Source organism: Paraburkholderia sp. BGA-UO-ETr-F12 (assembly GCF_059567945.1).
This window is the reverse complement of sequence record NZ_JCAQOZ010000061.1, coordinates 126716-142631: the sequence shown is the minus strand read 5'-3', so window position 1 is coordinate 142631 and position 15916 is coordinate 126716. Positions and strand designations below refer to the sequence as shown.

9 protein-coding genes and 2 pseudogenes are annotated in these 15916 nt (G+C 61.4%); 9 read left to right on the top strand and 2 right to left on the bottom strand.

Translation table 11 applies throughout. From position 1 onward, the window contains the following. Positions 1–88 precede the first annotated feature (88 nt). From AC57B6_RS29820 to AC57B6_RS29810, 3 genes and pseudogenes are all read left to right on the top strand, one after another. Positions 89–505: a CopD family protein gene (locus AC57B6_RS29820; RefSeq protein WP_252888437.1), complete on the top strand. Its 417-nt coding sequence runs from the start codon at positions 89–91 to the stop codon at positions 503–505. Between the two features lie 546 nt (positions 506–1051). Continuing rightward, positions 1052–1174, top strand: a pseudogene (locus AC57B6_RS29815) (ESPR domain-containing protein); the annotation flags it as partial. A gap of 309 nt (positions 1175–1483) precedes the next feature. Beyond that, positions 1484–6007: pseudogene (locus AC57B6_RS29810) on the top strand (beta strand repeat-containing protein); the annotation flags it as partial. A gap of 199 nt (positions 6008–6206) precedes the next feature. Here AC57B6_RS29810 and AC57B6_RS29805 read toward each other — a convergent pair. Then, positions 6207–7052, bottom strand: coding sequence for a MurR/RpiR family transcriptional regulator (locus tag AC57B6_RS29805; protein WP_028196407.1), 846 nt, complete (start codon positions 7050–7052; stop codon positions 6207–6209). A 291-nt stretch (positions 7053–7343) separates the two neighbouring features. Between AC57B6_RS29805 and edd the strand changes: the two genes are divergently transcribed. From edd to AC57B6_RS29780, 5 genes are all read left to right on the top strand, one after another. Beyond that, a complete protein-coding gene (gene edd, locus AC57B6_RS29800; RefSeq protein ID WP_030100967.1) occupies positions 7344–9260 on the top strand; it encodes a phosphogluconate dehydratase in 1917 nt (638 codons plus the stop codon). 26 nt (positions 9261–9286) lie between these two features. Then, entirely contained in the window at positions 9287–9928 is a 642-nt protein-coding gene (eda, locus tag AC57B6_RS29795; RefSeq protein WP_028196405.1) for a bifunctional 4-hydroxy-2-oxoglutarate aldolase/2-dehydro-3-deoxy-phosphogluconate aldolase, read from the top strand. A gap of 251 nt (positions 9929–10179) precedes the next feature. Continuing rightward, a complete protein-coding gene (locus AC57B6_RS29790; protein WP_252888434.1) occupies positions 10180–11544 on the top strand; it encodes a GntP family permease in 1365 nt (454 codons plus the stop codon). Between the two features lie 10 nt (positions 11545–11554). Then, positions 11555–12058 carry a gluconokinase gene (locus AC57B6_RS29785; RefSeq protein WP_046567758.1) on the top strand — a complete coding sequence of 168 codons (504 nt, stop codon included), beginning with the start codon at positions 11555–11557 and terminating at the stop codon, positions 12056–12058. 204 nt (positions 12059–12262) lie between these two features. After that, positions 12263–13021, top strand: a complete 759-nt coding sequence (locus tag AC57B6_RS29780; RefSeq protein ID WP_496422698.1) for a class I SAM-dependent methyltransferase — start codon at positions 12263–12265, stop codon at positions 13019–13021. Between the two features lie 100 nt (positions 13022–13121). Here AC57B6_RS29780 and purB read toward each other — a convergent pair whose 3' ends face one another. Further along, positions 13122–14510 (bottom strand): adenylosuccinate lyase, encoded by a 1389-nt coding sequence (gene purB, locus AC57B6_RS29775; RefSeq protein WP_028196401.1) that lies wholly within the window; start codon positions 14508–14510, stop codon positions 13122–13124. Positions 14511–14821: 311 nt separating this feature from the next. Here purB and AC57B6_RS29770 point away from each other — a divergent pair, with 311 nt between their 5' ends. Beyond that, positions 14822–15784, top strand: a complete 963-nt coding sequence (locus AC57B6_RS29770) for a LysR family transcriptional regulator (RefSeq protein ID WP_183796339.1) — start codon at positions 14822–14824, stop codon at positions 15782–15784. The last annotated feature ends 132 nt before the right edge of the window (positions 15785–15916 follow it).

Sequence of the window (15916 nt, the reverse complement as noted above, 5' to 3'; positions counted from 1 at the left end):
AACGGGCGCATTTTTCCGGGAGTGCGCCGACCGGCGGCCGACTTGGTACGCCATCGACACGTTGCAAAAGCTTGAACAAGGATCGCTGATGCTTTGGGTAAAGACGTTTCACATCGTTCTGATTGCCTCCTGGTTTGCCGGCCTGTTCTACTTGCCGCGCATTTTCGTCAATCTGGCGATGGAAACGGAGCCCGCTGCAACGGCGCGGCTGCTGACCATGGCGCGCAAACTGTTCCGCTTCATGACGTTCATCGCGGTGCCCGCATTGGCTTGCGGACTATGGTTGTGGCTCGCGGTAGGCATTGGCCGCGGGCAAGGCTGGATCCACGCGAAGGTGGGTGTGGTTGTACTGCTGATCATCTATCACGCGTATTGCGGCGTGCTGCTGCGGACGTTCGAGCGCGGCGAGAACAGGCGCACGGACAAGTGGTATCGAATGTTTAACGAACTACCCGTGCTGGGGATGTTGGCTGCGGTGGCGTTGGTGGTGATCAAGCCGTTTTAAGAATAAGAAATCTCTTATTTATTTTTTGATGGGTTATGAATGATTTCGTGCGGCATGTATTAGTCGCGCTGAAATCCACTTCGTGACCATTTATCCTGGCGATTTTATCTGATCGTCGGCGATTCCGGGTTGGCGCGTTTCTACGCTAACTATTAATCCCAAGAATTTCGCAATGCGTTTGACCGATGCGTTCAGAATTATCTGAATCCGCATGCAGGGCCAATGGCGCGTCAATTGTTGCTTGAGGCAGCTGTGCCTGGCGTTGACAGTTCTGAGTCTCCACACTCGGTGCGGCGCTACCTCATCAATCTCATGTTTATCACCAAGTGAATCCTCTTACAGACCAATCTGGTTTAAGAGTCATCTGATTCATCGTCCGACAGATAAATCCTACATTGACGTCATCCCGGAAGGATTAATGGGATGGTCCGAGAATTCTTATCGTAACGACCACTTTTTCAATCCTTCTGTCACCGGCTGACGTATGCAGATTTCCTGGTACGCGCCTCTTCAAACACAGATCCTGTTATCAGGAAGGATGAAAACGTGAACAAGTCGTATAAAAGCGTATGGAATGAAGCTACTGGCACCTATGTCGCTGCGCCGGAACGGGCGAGAAGTCGTGGCAAGAAAAGCTCGAGCAAGATAGCGCTAGTTTTGGCGATGCTCGCGACGGGAGGCGCTGCGGATGCTTTTGCTGCAACGGGGACAGCCATAGGCGGCTGCACAACTAGCTCTTTCGACTCCAATATTGCAATCGACGGCGCAGCTGCGATCAATTGCACTAAGGCTACCGGGACGAGTTCTATTGCCATCGGATCATCTGCGACGGCGGGAGGGGCTGGTGCTGGCACCTCAGTTTCAGGCAAGGGTTCCGGCGACTACGATCAACTGGCAGTCGGTGTGCGTTCCACTGCCGCGGCCAACGCTGCTACAGCTATTGGTGTGGACTCTAATTCCTCGGGAGTTGCTGCGGTCGCGCTTGGCTCCGCGGCATCCGCCTCGGCAAATTCAGCCATCGCGATCGGTGACGCGGCGCAGGCCTCGCAACTTGGTGCGATCGCCGTCGGCGCGACGGCGATCGCTCAGGCTGCCAACGCTGTCGCTTTGGGCGCTGGCGCAGTTGTAAGCGGAATCAATTCGGTTGCTTTGGGCGCCAATACGGTTGCCGACCGCGCTAACACCGTCTCGGTCGGTTCGACGACTGCACAACGTCAAATTGTGAACGTGGCGGCGGGTACGCAGAACACGGACGCCGTGAACGTTGCACAGTTGAAGGCAGCAGGCCTGACGACGGACACCAGCGGCAACGCTACGAATTCGTTCGTTGCTTATGACGACAGCACGAAGGCCAAAGTTAGCCTTGGCGGTGCATCTGGCACGAAAATTACGAATTTGATGGCTGGCGCTGTTTCGGCAACCAGCACGGACGCCGTGAATGGTGCGCAGCTGTTCAAGCTGACGGATGGCTCGACCGCGATGAATTCCGCGTACGTGCAAGTGAACGGGGCTGGCAATGGAACGGACAATGCGTCTGTCGGTGGGGGCGGTGGGATTGCAATCGGTGCTAATGCGCAGACGGCATCCGATGGGACTGTGGCATATGGCGTGATTGCCATTGGTCAGAACGCTTTTGCGGGTTCTAACGCCTATACCGGTGCAATGGCTGTGGGCGCAGACTCGCAAAGCCTATACAACGGTGTTGCGCTTGGTCGGGGGGCAACGTCATTGTCGACGGGCACTTTCGCGGCGGGTGCGTATGCGACCGCTAGTCAGACCAACGCTACAGCAGTGGGAGCCGTGTCGAGCGCGAGTTACAACGCAACTGCCTTGGGCGCCTACGCGACGGCTAGTGCTACCGACTCGATCGCGCTTGGTCGTGGTTCGGTGGCTAGCGTTGCGAGTACGGTTTCGGTGGGCACGGTAGGCGGCGAGCGGCAGATCGTTAATATGGCAGCCGGTAAGCAAGATACGGCGGCGGTCAACCTCAAGCAGTTGAAGAACGCGGGGCTGACGACGGACACGTCGGGTAACGTGACGAACGCTTTCGTGGCATACGACGACAGCACGAAGGCGAAGATCAGCCTGGGCGGCGGTGTGGCAGGCACGACGATCACGAACGTGAACGCGGGCGCGCTGAGCGCAACGAGCATGGATGCGGTGAACGGCTCACAACTGTTCGCGACGAACACGAACGTGACGAACCTCAGCAACACCGTCAATAGCATTAGCAATGGCAGCGGCATCAAGTATTTTCATGTGAACTCCACCGGTGCAGACTCCGTGGTGACCGGCGAAGCAATTGCGATCGGTCCCGGCGGCACAGCGACTGGCGGCGGTAGCATCGCAATTGGGCGTGGGGCGAGTGCGCTGATGACAACGTCGTATGCGTCGACCTTGGCGGTCGGTGACGGCGCATCAGCGAAAGGCAGGTCCGTGGCATTGGGCGCGAGCGCATCAGCGTCCGACCTGAGCATGGCAGTTGGCATTGGGGCCAGTGCCTCGGACGGCAATGCCGTTGCGGTTGGTAATTCCTCCCAAGCGGCATCTGGATCGGCCATTGCCCTTGGCACTTCGGCTGCAGTAGACACGACTTCGACGTACGCCATGGCGCTGGGGGCCAACGCAAGCATAACGGGCGGCGTCAACAGTATTGCGCTGGGCGCGAGTGCGAGCGTAACGCAGGCCAGCTCGGTTGCGCTGGGCAATAATACATCGGTTACGGCTGGCAACGCGGTGGCGCTGGGCGCCAACTCGGTGGCGAATCGTGCAAATACTGTATCAGTCGGTACTGGAACGGCGCAGCGCCAGATCGTGAACGTGGCAGCCGGTACGGCGGACACGGACGCGGTGAACCTGAAGCAGCTGAAGGCAGTGGGCCTGAACGTGGACACGTCGGGCAACGTAACGAACGCGTTCGTGGCATATGACGACAGCACGAAGGACAAGGTAACGCTCGGCGGCGCGGCTGGCACGACCCTCACGAATCTGAAAGCCGGCGCGTTGTCTGCATCGAGCACCGATGCCGTCGTCGGCTCGCAGTTGTACACGACGAACCAGAACATTACTCAAAACACTGCCGCGATCGCGCAAAACACGAGCGACATCGCGAAGAACGCCGGCGATATCACGAATATCGATTCGCGTGTGTCAACTGTCGAAGGCTCGGTGACGAACATCACGAATCAGATCAACAGCGGTGAACTCGGTCTCGTGCAGCAGGACCAGACTTCGCGCAACCTGACCGTAGGTGCGGCGACGGACGGCACACAGATCAGCGTGGCCGGCACGGCTGGCAATCGTGTGATGACAGGTGTAGCCGCCGGTAGCCTCACCGCGTCGAGCAATGATGCCGTGAACGGTTCGCAGCTCTACGCGACGAACCAGAATGTCGCGCAGAATGCCGCCGCTATTGCACAGAACACCAGCGATATCGCGGAGAATGCAAGCGCCATCACGACGCTCAATACGACGGTCAATAACGTCAACAGCGGATCGGTAGGCCTCGTGCAACAGGATGCGACGAGCCATAAAATTACTGTCGCGAACGCGACCGCCGGCACGACCGTGGACTTTGCCGGCACCGCCGGCGCACGCCAGTTGAAGGGCGTGGCAACCGGTATCGCCGACACCGACGCAGTCAACGTTGCGCAGTTGAAGGCAGCGGGTCTGTCGACTGACGCAAGCGGCAATGTGACCAACGCCTTCGTCGCGTATGACGACAACACGAAGGATGTATTGACCTTGGGCGGCGGCGTGACGGGTACGTCGATCACGAACCTGAAGGCCGGTGTTCTTTCTGCATCCAGCACCGATGCAGTTAATGGTTCGCAGCTTTACACGACGAATCAGAATGTCGCGCAGAACGCCGCCGCGATCGCGCAAAACACGAGCGACATCGCCCAGAACACCAGCGATATCACGAAAAACGCCGGCGACATCACCAGCATCGATTCGCGTGTCACGAACGTTGAAGGCTCGATGACCAATATCACGAACCAGATCAACAGCGGCGAATTGGGTCTCGTGCAACAGGATCAGACGACACGCGATCTGACTGTCGCAAAGAACACGGACGGTACTCACGTCGATTTCGCCGGCACAGCGGGTGCGCGTGAACTGCTCGGCGTCGCAGCCGGGACGACCCTTGGTTCGGCCGTGAATCTTGGTCAGTTGAGCCCGGTCGTGGCAGCCCTCGGCGGCGGCGCGCAGGTGAACGCGGACGGCTCGATCATCAGCCCGACGTACCACATGCAGGGCGGCACGCAGACCACCGTCGGCGGCGCGTTGGACGCGTTGGACACCAATCTGTCGTCGCTGACCGCGCAGATCAATACCGGCAGCATCGGCATGGTCACGCAGGACAGCACGTCGCGCGATCTGCGCGTTGGCGCGAGCACTGATGGGTTGCGCATCAGCATGGCGGGCACCGCTGGAAATCGCGTTGTGACCGGCGTGGCAGCGGGCGCGGTCAATGCATCGAGCAGCGACGTGGTGAACGGTTCGCAGTTGTACGCGAATGCAGGCAGCACGGCGTCCGCACTGGGTGGCGGTTCGATCGTCAACGCAGACGGCACGATTTCGGCGCCGACCTACAGCGTGGGCGGTACGACGGTAAACAACGTCGGCGCGGCGATCAGCAATATCGACGGCCGCGTCAGTCAGAACACCTCGGACATCGCGAGCCTGCAATCGACGGTCGGCACGATCAGCGGTTCGGTCGCGAACGCGGTGCAGTATGACTCCGCCGCGCATGACAAGGTGACGCTGGGTGGTATGGACAGCGCGTCGAAGGTCAAGCTGAGCAACCTGCAGGATGCCGAACTGTCGGCGACCAGCACGGACGCCGTGACCGGCGCGCAATTGTGGAACACCAATCAACAGATCTCCGATCTGAATCAGACTGTGCAGAACTATCAGACCACCGGCGCCGCCGGCATGTCGATCGATAACGGCGGCGCACCAGCGGCCGCCGCGACTGGCAGCGGTTCGATGGCGATGGGTGGGGGTTCACAGGCGAGCGGTGATAATTCGATGGCCATGGGCAGCGGCGCGAACGCAAGCGGCAGCGGCTCGATGGCGATGGGTGCGGGTTCGCAAGCCAGCGGGGACAACTCGGTTGCGCTCGGCGCGGGTTCGGTGGCCGATCAGGCGAACACCGTGTCGGTCGGTTCGCCGGGTAACGAGCGACGCATCACGAATGTCGCCGACGGTAAGGCGCCGACGGACGCCGTGAACATGCGCCAGTTCCAGTCCGGCATGGGCGCGGTGGCACGCAATGCTTACAGCGGCGTGGCAGCAGCTACTGCGTTGACGATGATTCCCGAAGTCGATCCGGGCAAGACCCTGGCGGTCGGTGTGGCAGGTGGCAGCTACAAGGGTTATCAGGCTGCGGCGATTGGTGCTTCGGCGCGTATCAACGCGAACCTGAAGGTAAAGGTAGGCGCGGGTATCAGCGCGGCCGACACGACCTACGGTGTCGGTGCGTCGTACCAGTGGTAAGCCGGTGAGGATGGCGAGAAGCGGTGTCGGTGGGCCGCGGTTCGCCAGCCAGCCCTAGCCATCGCGTTGTACTTTAGTAGAAACAAGACGGGCTCCCATTAGGGAGCCCGTCTTGTTTTGCACGCCGATTCGAGAACGACAGACAGATGCTGCGCCGGTTGCCGCGCAAACCAGGCTACTGGCGCGTGACGCAGCTCGACTAAGCGCCCGGATCGATCCGCCGCCGGGTGATCACTTCCTTCGCTTGCGCCATTTTTTCCACCAACTCCGGTCCCCGGCTCAGTGCCACCCCCACCGCCAGAATATCGCCGATCGCGAGATGCGAGACGCGCGAGGTCATCGGCGAAAAAATATCCGTGTCTTCGTCGACGTTGGCGAACAGGCCAACCGTAGCCAGTCGCGCCAGCGGCGAGTTGCCGTGTGTGATCGCAATCACCTTGGCGCCGGTTGCAAGCGCGGATTTCACCGCGTCCACGATGTCGCGTGTGCGGCCCGTGTTCGAGATCGCCACCACTACGTCGCCCTCTCCAAGCAATGCGGCCGACATCAAAAACGTATGCGGGTCCGAATACGCGACGCTCGGCATTCCCAGGCGGAAGAACTTGTGCTGCACGTCCAGCGCGGCGATGCCCGAGCCCCCCGCGCCATAAAACTCGATTCGCCGTGCGTGGGCCAGCAATTCGATCGCCGCCGCCACGCTGTCCGACGACAAATTGTTGCGCACCTGGATCAGCGCGCCGATGGTCCGGTCCAGCACCTTCGCGGCAACGCCCGGCGCCGGCTCGTCCGGCCGCACGTCGCGATAGACAGCCGGTACTTCCGCGGCAATGCCCTGCGCGAGCCGGATCTTGAACTCGCGGAAACCCGAAAATCCGAGTGCATGACAGAACCGCGCGATGGTCGGCTGGCTGACGCCCGCGCGTGCGGCCACCTCGGTCATCGAAAGATCGAGCACCTCGCGCGGCGCTTCGATCACGTAGTCGGCCAGCTTGCGCTCGGACGGACGCAACTGGTCGCGCATCTCTTCCACCTGAGACAGCATCATCGGAAAACTCGCACTATGCTGAAGAATGCGTGGACTATATCTGATTGCAGAAGAAGGTACAAAAACTACATATTAGGCGCTAGGTGTATTCCCTAGGTTTTAGTGCTGATGCCGCCAAGGTAAAGCCAGTAAGGCCGTGAGGCTGTTTAGAGATGCCGCGACGCAGCAAGGATCATCGTTGCGATCATGTAGTTTTTCTACTAAGATTGCGTCGTCGACTGATTCGACATCCCCGCGATACCTGCCTGGCATAGTGCGTGCGCGCTTCAAGCCAGCGACGAAGGAGCTCCGATGGTTTCCCCGCATTCGCAATTGTTGAAGGTCACGCAACGCGTGATCGAGCGCAGCAAACCCACCCGCGAGTCATATCTGGCGCGCATCGAGCACGCGCAAGGCAAATTTCCGGCGCGCGGCGCGCTCTCCTGCGCCAATCTGGCCCACGGTTTTGCCGGCCTCGTAGGCAACGACAAGCTCGTGATCAAGCAGGTTCGCGAACCGAACATCGGCATCGTGTCGTCGTATAACGAAATGCTGTCCGCGCATGCGCCGTACAAAAACTACCCGGACATCATCAAGGAGGCCGCGCGGGAAAACGGCGGCGTCGCGCAGTTCGCGGGCGGCGTGCCGGCCATGTGCGACGGCGTCACGCAGGGCAACGCGGGCATGGAACTGTCGTTGTTCTCGCGCGAAGTGATCGCGATGAGCACGGCGGTCGCCCTCACGCACAACATGTTCGACGCGGCGCTGTGCCTGGGCATCTGCGACAAGATCGTGCCGGGTCTGCTGATCGGCGCGCTGCAATTCGGCCATCTGCCGACGATTTTCGTGCCGGCCGGCCCGATGGGTAGCGGTCTGTCGAACGACGACAAAGCCAAGACCCGCCAACTCTTCGCCACCGGCCAGTGCGGCCGCGACGCGCTGCTCGAAGCGGAAGCCGCGGCGTATCACAGCCAGGGCACCTGCACGTTCTACGGCACCGCGAACAGCAATCAGATGCTGATGGAAGTCATGGGCCTGCATCTGCCGGGCTCGGCCTTCGTCCATCCGCATACGGCGTTGCGCGACGCGCTGACCGCGCAGGCCGCGCGCCGCGTGCTCGATCTGACGGTGGAGCGCGGCAACTACACGCCGATCGGCCATGTGGTCGACGAGAAAGCGGTCGTCAACGGCATCGTCGCGTTGCTGGCAACGGGCGGATCGACCAACCATACGCTGCACCTGGTGGCGATTGCGCGGGCGGCCGGCATCGTGATCGACTGGAACGATTTCGATACGTTGTCGCAAGCGGTGCCGCTGCTCGCAAAGATTTACCCGAACGGCAAAGCCGACGTGAATCACTTCCACGCGGCCGGCGGTGTTGCGTTCCTGGTTCGCAATCTGCTTGAAGGCGGCTTGCTGCATGAGGACGTGAACACCGTCGCGGGCAAGGGGCTCAAGCACTACACGCAAGAGCCGAAGCTGATCGACGGCAAGCTGCAATGGGTGCCGGGCGCGGACAAGAGCGAAGACACGGCGGTGCTGCGCGGCATCAAGGAGCCGTTCCAGCCGGACGGCGGCTTGCGTCTGATGCAGGGCAAGCTCGGCCGCGGCGTGATCAAGATTTCCGCGGTGGCGGCGCAGCATCGCAAGGTGAAGGCGCCGGCTATCGTGTTCGATTCGCAGGAAGCGGTACAGGCCGCGTTCGACAACGGCGAACTGAAGCGCGACTTCATCGCGGTGGTGCGCTTCCAGGGCGCGCGCGCAAACGGCATGCCAGAGCTCCATCGTTTGACGCCGCTGCTCGGTGTGTTGCAGGATCAGGGTTTCCATGTCGCGCTGGTTACCGACGGCCGCATGTCGGGCGCTTCGGGCAAGGTGCCGGCGGTGATCCATCTGTCGCCGGAAGCGTTGCTGCAAGGCCCGATCGGCAAGGTCCGCACGGGCGACATGCTGGTGATCGACGCTGACGCAGGCGTGCTCGACATCGAGATCGATGCAGCCGAATGGGCGGCGCGACCGGAAGCAGTGCCGCAGCATCAGGCGGAAAACGAAGTCGGTTTCGGCCGTGAACTGTTCGGCGTGTTTCGCGCGGCGGCGGCGCCGGCGGAGCTCGGCGCCTCGGTGTTCGGTCCGATGGTCGGCGAGCGCGCGGCGCACCATGGTGAGCCGGCCCAGGCACACACCAAAGCACACGGCAACGCACATACAAGCACCACGCAAGCCAGCTAAACGCTGCAGAAATAAGGAGTCTGACTATGACGTCGAAAACAGTAAGCGAGATCGTGCGCCTTGGCCCGGTGATTCCGGTGCTCGCGTTCGATTCGGTCGAGCAGGGTGAGCACGTGTCGCGCGCCTTGCACGCGGGTGGCGTAAAAGTGCTGGAAATTACGCTGCGCACCGCGGCCGGTCTGGAAGCGATCGAACGCGCGAGCCAACTGGCGGAAGACATCGTGGTCGGCGTCGGCACGATCACGAAGCCCGAGCACTGCGCTCAGGCCAAGAAGGCCGGCGCGCAGTTCGGCGTTTCGCCCGGCCTCACGAAAGACATGCACAAGGCCGCGCAGGATGCGGGTTTGCCGCTGCTGCCGGGCGTCATGACGCCGTCGGACATCATCGCCGCGCTCGAACTCGGCTACGAGATCGTCAAGTTCTTCCCGGCGCAGCAGGCCGGTGGCGTGCCGATGCTGCAGGCATTTCATGGCCCGTTCCCGGCACTCAAGTTCTGCCCGACCGGCGGCATTACCGCCGAAACGGCCCCTAACTTCCTCGCGCTGCCGAACGTGGTGTGTGTCGGCGGCTCGTGGTTGACGCCGAAAGCCGCGCTCGCCGCGCAGAACTGGGACGAAGTCACGCGTCTCGCGCGTGCCGCCAGCCAGTTGGCTGCACCTGCCCATTGAATTGAAGCGGTCGGTACTTTAGTCCGGTAGCCTGGCTCAAGGAAAAAGAGCCTCGTCGAAGCAGCCTGTCAGGTTGTCGCGGCGAGGCTCTTTTCGATATGTGCGCCGGATTCGCACGCGTTTAGCTGCAACAAACAGTAAAATTCAGCGTCCGCGCGGCTTGCCGGGTTTTCTGGCACCGCTGCAGGTCGCCGTGAGACAGGTGCCAGCCGTGTTCCGCACCAACATCAATAACGCAAAGGAGGAGCTTCATGGAAGCTGTCCACGGCAGCACGCTGCTGGTCTTCGCGGTGATCGCCATCGCACTTCTGATCCTGCTGATCACCCGCTACAAGGTTTATCCGTTCCTCGTTCTGATCATCGTTTCGCTGCTGCTGGGTCTCGCATCCGGCATGCCGATCGGCACGATCGTCAAATCGTTCGAAACCGGCAACGGCAACACGCTCGGCCACATTGCGATCGTGGTCGGCCTCGGCACAATGCTCGGCAAAATGATGGCCGAATCGGGCGGCGCGGAGCGTATCGCGACCACGCTGATCGACAAGTTCGGCGAGAAGCACATTCACTGGGCGATGATGGTCGTGGCGATCATCGTCGGCTTGCCGGTGTTTTTTGAAGTCGGTTTCGTGCTGCTGATTCCGATTGCGTTCAACGTCGCCAAACGCACCAACAAATCGTTGCTGCTGATCGGCTTGCCGATGGTCGCCGGTCTGTCCGTCGTGCACGGTCTAATCCCGCCGCACCCCGCTGCAATGCTGGCGGTGCAGGCGTATCACGCCGACATCGGCAAGACGATTGCGTACGGTCTGATCGTGGGCGTGCCCACCGCAATCGTCGCCGGTCCGTTGTTTGCGCTGCTGATCAGCCGCTACATCAAGCTGCCGGAGAACAATCCGCTGTCCGCGCAGTTTCTAGGCGAGGCCAACAAGCAAAAGGAAGCGCGCGAACTGCCGGGCTTCGGCATCACGCTGTTCACGATCCTGCTGCCGGTGATTCTGATGCTGATCGGCAGTTGGGCCGATCTCGTGTTCGCGCCGAAAACTCTGGCGAACGACCTGCTGCGTTTCGTCGGCAACTCGGACGTCGCGCTATTGATTGCCGTGCTGGTCAGTTTCTGGACCTTCGGCGCGAGCCGCGGCTTCAATCGTGAGCAGATTCAGAAGTTCTGCGGCGAATGTCTGGCGCCGATCGCGGGCATCACGCTGATCGTGGGCGCGGGCGGCGGTTTCGGGCGTGTGCTGATGGACAGCGGCATCTCCAAGGAAATCGTCAACGTGGCGACGGCCATGCATCTGTCGCCGCTGCTGTTCGGCTGGCTGGTGGCCGCGCTGATTCGTCTGGCTACAGGCTCGGCGACCGTGGCGATGACAACCGCGTGCGGCATCGTCGCACCGATCGCTTCGGCTAGCGGTGTGCAGGTCACACCGGAATTGCTGGTGCTCGCCACGGGTTCGGGTTCGCTGATTTTTTCGCACGTGAACGACGGCGGTTTCTGGCTGATCAAGGAATACTTCGGTATGACAGTGGGGCAGACCTTCAAGACATGGTCGCTCCTCGAAACCATCATTTCATTGATGGGCTTGGGTTTGACTTTCGCGCTCGCGACGGTCGTGTAAGGAGTTTTTGATGATTCTGATCGCAATGGGCGTATCGGGCGCCGGCAAAACGAGGATTGGCGAAATGCTGGCGGAGCGCCTGCACTGCGCGTTCACTGACGGCGACGCGTTTCACAGCGCCGCCAACAAAGAGAAAATGCACCACGGCATTCCGCTTACCGACGAAGACCGTTGGCCGTGGTTGCAAACCATCCGTGCGGCGATCGAGGAGAAGCAGAGGGCGGGTGAGAAGGCGGTGTTCACGTGCTCGTCGCTGAAACGTTCGTATCGCGACGTGCTGCGCGGCGGTAGCAGCGGCGACAAAGGTGTCTGCTTCGTCTATCTGAAGGGTTCGTTCGACGTGCTGCGCGAACGGTTGACGACGCGTACCGGCCACTTCTTCGATCCTTCCCTGCTGCAAAGCCAGCTCGACACGCTCGAGGAGCCGGGTCCGGACGAGGCAATCACGGTGAGTATCGAACTGTCGCCGGAGCAGATCGTCGACGAGGTGTTGAGGCAACTGGCAGTGCGCTAAGGCTTCACGGCCGACGCTGCCTATTGACGACCCGGCCGCGCAAGTGGCCGGGTCGTTTCAATTTGAGAGCCATGTGGGTTGTGCCGGCGCGCCGACATTTCAGGCATGAAGCGCTGTGCTTTGGGACGTGTCCGATTCTCTCGTTGTCCGCGCTTTGATCCAATCGCAGTCTTTCTGACGGATCGAAACTCAAAGGCGGTGAACATGGTGCACATCGAGGGAGACAGGCTGAACCCGGTCGCAAGTATTTCAAGCTGCAAGGTTTGCCGGGGCAGGGCGCCGCTTTGCGGCGTGGTCGACTTCAACAAGAACTGCGAAGAACGCCGTGGCCATTTCTTGCCGCTTGCTGCGATACCGATTTACTACCACCGCTGCGACGATTGCGGACTGGTTTTCACGCATGCGTTCGATCGATGGAGCAAGCATGCGTTCGCGACGCACATTTATAACGCCGCTTATGCAGACGTCGATCCCGACTATATCGCGACCCGTCCCGCAGCCAATGCACCGGCGATCGCGAATATAGCCGCGCGAGGCGACCGGCTCAAGTGTCTCGACTACGGCGGCGGCAATGGGCAGCTGGCCGCGTTGTTGCGCGAACGTGGCGTGGATGCGCACAGTTGGGATCCAATGGGGCAGGCTGGTACCGAACCGTCGTCGGACTCTTTCGACCTGGTGACGGCGTTCGAAGTGCTGGAACATACGCCCGAGCCGCGCGTGACGGTTGCGAACGCGCTCAGCAAGCTCAGGCCGCAAGGTGTGATGCTGTTTACGACATTGACGATCGACACGCTGCCGCCGCGTGCGATGGACCATTGGTACATTGCGCCGCGCAACGGCCACATCACGATTCACACGTGCCGCTCACTGGATACGCTCTTCGAGGCGTTCGGCTATCGCGTGCAGCATCTCGACCCGAATACCCACCTCGCCTTGCGCGAAGTGCCGGACTGGTTGTCTTAAGCCGCTTGCGGCGGCTCAAATGAAAAACGCCGTTCAGTGTTCGACTGAACGGCGTTGCTTGCGCGGTAAGTTTGCGCGCGGCGGAGTGCTGCCTTAAGCCTTAAGCGATCCGCTTGGCCAGTTCCACGGCCTTGCCGATATACGAACCCGGCGTCATGGCGAGCAAACGGTCCTTCGCATCTTGCGGAATCGCGAGGCCGCTCACGAACGTTTGCAACGCTTCACGCGTGATGCCCTTGCCGCGCGTCAATTCCTTCAGTTGCTCGTACGGGTTCTCGATGCCGTAACGGCGCATCACCGTTTGCACCGGTTCCGCCAGCACTTCCCAGCAGTTGTCGAGGTCTTCGTTCAGACGCTGCGCATTTACTTCAAGTTTGTCCAGGCCGCGAATCAGCGAGTCGTATGCAAGCAGCGAGTAGCCGAACGCGACGCCGATATTGCGCAGCACCGTCGAGTCTGTCAGGTCGCGCTGCCAGCGCGAAATCGGCAGCTTGTCGGCGAGGTGGCGCAGCGTGGCGTTGGCGAGACCGAGGTTGCCTTCCGAGTTTTCGAAATCGATCGGATTGACCTTGTGCGGCATCGTGGACGAACCAATTTCGCCGGCCTTCGTGCGTTGCTTGAAGTAACCGACCGAGATGTAGCCCCACACGTCGCGGTCCAGGTCCAGCAGGATCGTGTTGGCACGCGACACGGCGTCGAACAGCTCAGCCATGTAGTCGTGCGGTTCGATCTGGATCGTGTACGGATTGAACGTGAGCTTCAGACGCTTTTCCACTACTTCGCGCGAGAACGCTTCCCAGTCGAATTCCGGATACGCCGACAGATGCGCATTGAAGTTGCCGACCGCGCCGTTCATCTTGCCCAGCAGTTCGACCTTCGCAATGCGCTCGATCGCACGTTCCAGGCGCGCGGCGACGTTCGCGATTTCCTTGCCGAGCGTGGTGGGGCTGGCCGGCTGGCCGTGCGTGCGGGACAGCATCGGCTGTTCGGCTTGCGCATGCGCCAGCGCCACGAGGCGTTGGTGCACCGAGCGCAGCGCCGGCAGGATCACGTGTTCGCGCGCGCCCGCCAGCATCAGGCCGTGTGACGTGTTGTTGATGTCTTCCGACGTGCAGGCGAAATGGATGAACTCGCTCGCGCGTTCCAGTTCTTCCTGACCCTTGACCGATTCCTTCAGCCAGTATTCGACAGCCTTCACGTCGTGATTCGTCACGCGTTCGATTTCCTTGATGCGCGCGGCGTCGTGAGCGGTGAAGCGCTCGGCCAGTTGCAGCAGGAATTGTTCGGACGCTTCGGAAAAGCGCGGCACTTCGGCGAAACCGGCGTGCGAGAGCGCGATCAGCCAGTGAATTTCGACGGTGACGCGATTGCGCATGAACGCGGCTTCCGAGAGCCAGTCGCGCAGGGCTTCGGTCTTCGAGGCGTAACGGCCGTCGAGCGGGGAGAGCGCGTTAAGCGCGAACAGGGTGTCGGGGCGGGTGTCGGACATGGTGGAGGCGCGAGTTGTGGCTGATTGGGGCGTTGAGCGTTCGGGGGGCGCTCAATGACCGGTTCTGGAACGGAGGGAAGCGCGAATTTTACCACTGTGCGGCGCGCGGCCCGAAGTTGGCGGCTTTCCCGGCGGTGACGGGCCGGGATCGGGACGGGTATGGAGCATGGGGCGCCTTTCTCGCCGTTCTGGCCGGGGAATTCCGGGCAGTCCCTAACGGCGGGTTCAGTGCACGCCTCGCGCGCAACCCCGCGCCCCGGCCGCGCCGCTAGAATGCTGACTTCTTCCCTTCCGCTGGCAGCAGGCTTCGCATGGAACTGAAATGGCTCGAAGACTTCGTTTCGCTCGCGGAAACGCGTAGTTTCAGCCGCTCGGCCGAATCGCGCCACGTCACGCAGCCGGCGTTTTCGCGACGGATTCAGGCACTGGAAGCGTGGCTCGGTACGGAACTGATCGATCGTTCGGTGTATCCGACGCGGCTGACGGCGGCGGGTCAGGTTTTCTACGAGCAGGCGCTTGCCATGCTCTCGCAGTTCCACGAGGCGCGTGCTCTGCTGCGCGGGCACACGGCGACGCCGCAGGCGACCATCGAGTTCGCGGTGCCGCACACGCTGTCGCTCACGTACTTTCCGCGCTGGCTGCAACGCATCGAGGCTCAAATGGGCCCGATCCACACCCGGCTGCGGGCGCTGAACGTGCACGATGCGGCGTTGGCGCTGGTGGAAGGCGGCTGCGATCTGATGATGGCGTATCACCATCCGAGCCACCCCATCGCGCTCGATCCGGCACGCTACGACATGCTCACGCTCGGCAACGAGCCGATCAGTCCATTCTCGGCGCCAGGCCGCGCCGGCCGGCCGCGGCACACGCTGCCGGGCACGGCGCAGAACCCGACGCCCTATCTGACCTACACACCGAACGCATACCTGGGCCGGATGACCGAAGTGATCCTCGCCAATGCGCCCGAGCGTCTCTATCTCGACCGGCTGTACGAAACCGACATGGCCGAAGGGCTCAAGGCGATGGCGCTGGCCGGTCACGGCATTGCCTTTCTGCCCTACAGCGCGGTGGAAGACGCGGTTGCCGACGGCAAGCTGATTCGCCTTGATCGCGCCACGCGTGGCACGCCCGAGGGGCAACTCACGCTGACCATGGAGATTCGCCTCTATCGCGACAAGCTGGCCGCGAAAGGCGACGATGCGCGGCAGATACTCGTGCGGCAGTTGTGGGATGTGGTGTCGGAGGAGTTGGCGCAGGGTACGGGCGCTACCTGAAAACCTGCGTCCCCACGACGTGAATTTGCGGCTTCTTGATGGTTATGCAAAAAAAACATAACTGGATAAGGAAACGGCATTGGATTTCAAAACGGCGTTTTTCGACAATGCTGTTATTCGATCAACGCCGGA

Bases quoted from the DNA above. Each gene is read 5' to 3' on its own strand.
- eda (WP_028196405.1), top strand. From the start codon at position 9,287: ATGACGTCGAAAACAGTAAGCGAGATCGTGCGCCTTGGCCCGGTGATT.
- AC57B6_RS29805 (WP_028196407.1), bottom strand. From the start codon at position 7,052: ATGATGCTGTCTCAGGTGGAAGAGATGCGCGACCAGTTGCGTCCGTCC.
- AC57B6_RS29790 (WP_252888434.1), top strand. From the start codon at position 10,180: ATGGAAGCTGTCCACGGCAGCACGCTGCTGGTCTTCGCGGTGATCGCC.
- edd (WP_030100967.1), top strand. From the start codon at position 7,344: ATGGTTTCCCCGCATTCGCAATTGTTGAAGGTCACGCAACGCGTGATC.
- AC57B6_RS29820 (WP_252888437.1), top strand. From the start codon at position 89: ATGCTTTGGGTAAAGACGTTTCACATCGTTCTGATTGCCTCCTGGTTT.
- purB (WP_028196401.1), bottom strand. From the start codon at position 14,510: ATGTCCGACACCCGCCCCGACACCCTGTTCGCGCTTAACGCGCTCTCC.
- AC57B6_RS29780 (WP_496422698.1), top strand. From the start codon at position 12,263: ATGGTGCACATCGAGGGAGACAGGCTGAACCCGGTCGCAAGTATTTCA.
- AC57B6_RS29770 (WP_183796339.1), top strand. From the start codon at position 14,822: ATGGAACTGAAATGGCTCGAAGACTTCGTTTCGCTCGCGGAAACGCGT.
- AC57B6_RS29785 (WP_046567758.1), top strand. From the start codon at position 11,555: ATGATTCTGATCGCAATGGGCGTATCGGGCGCCGGCAAAACGAGGATT.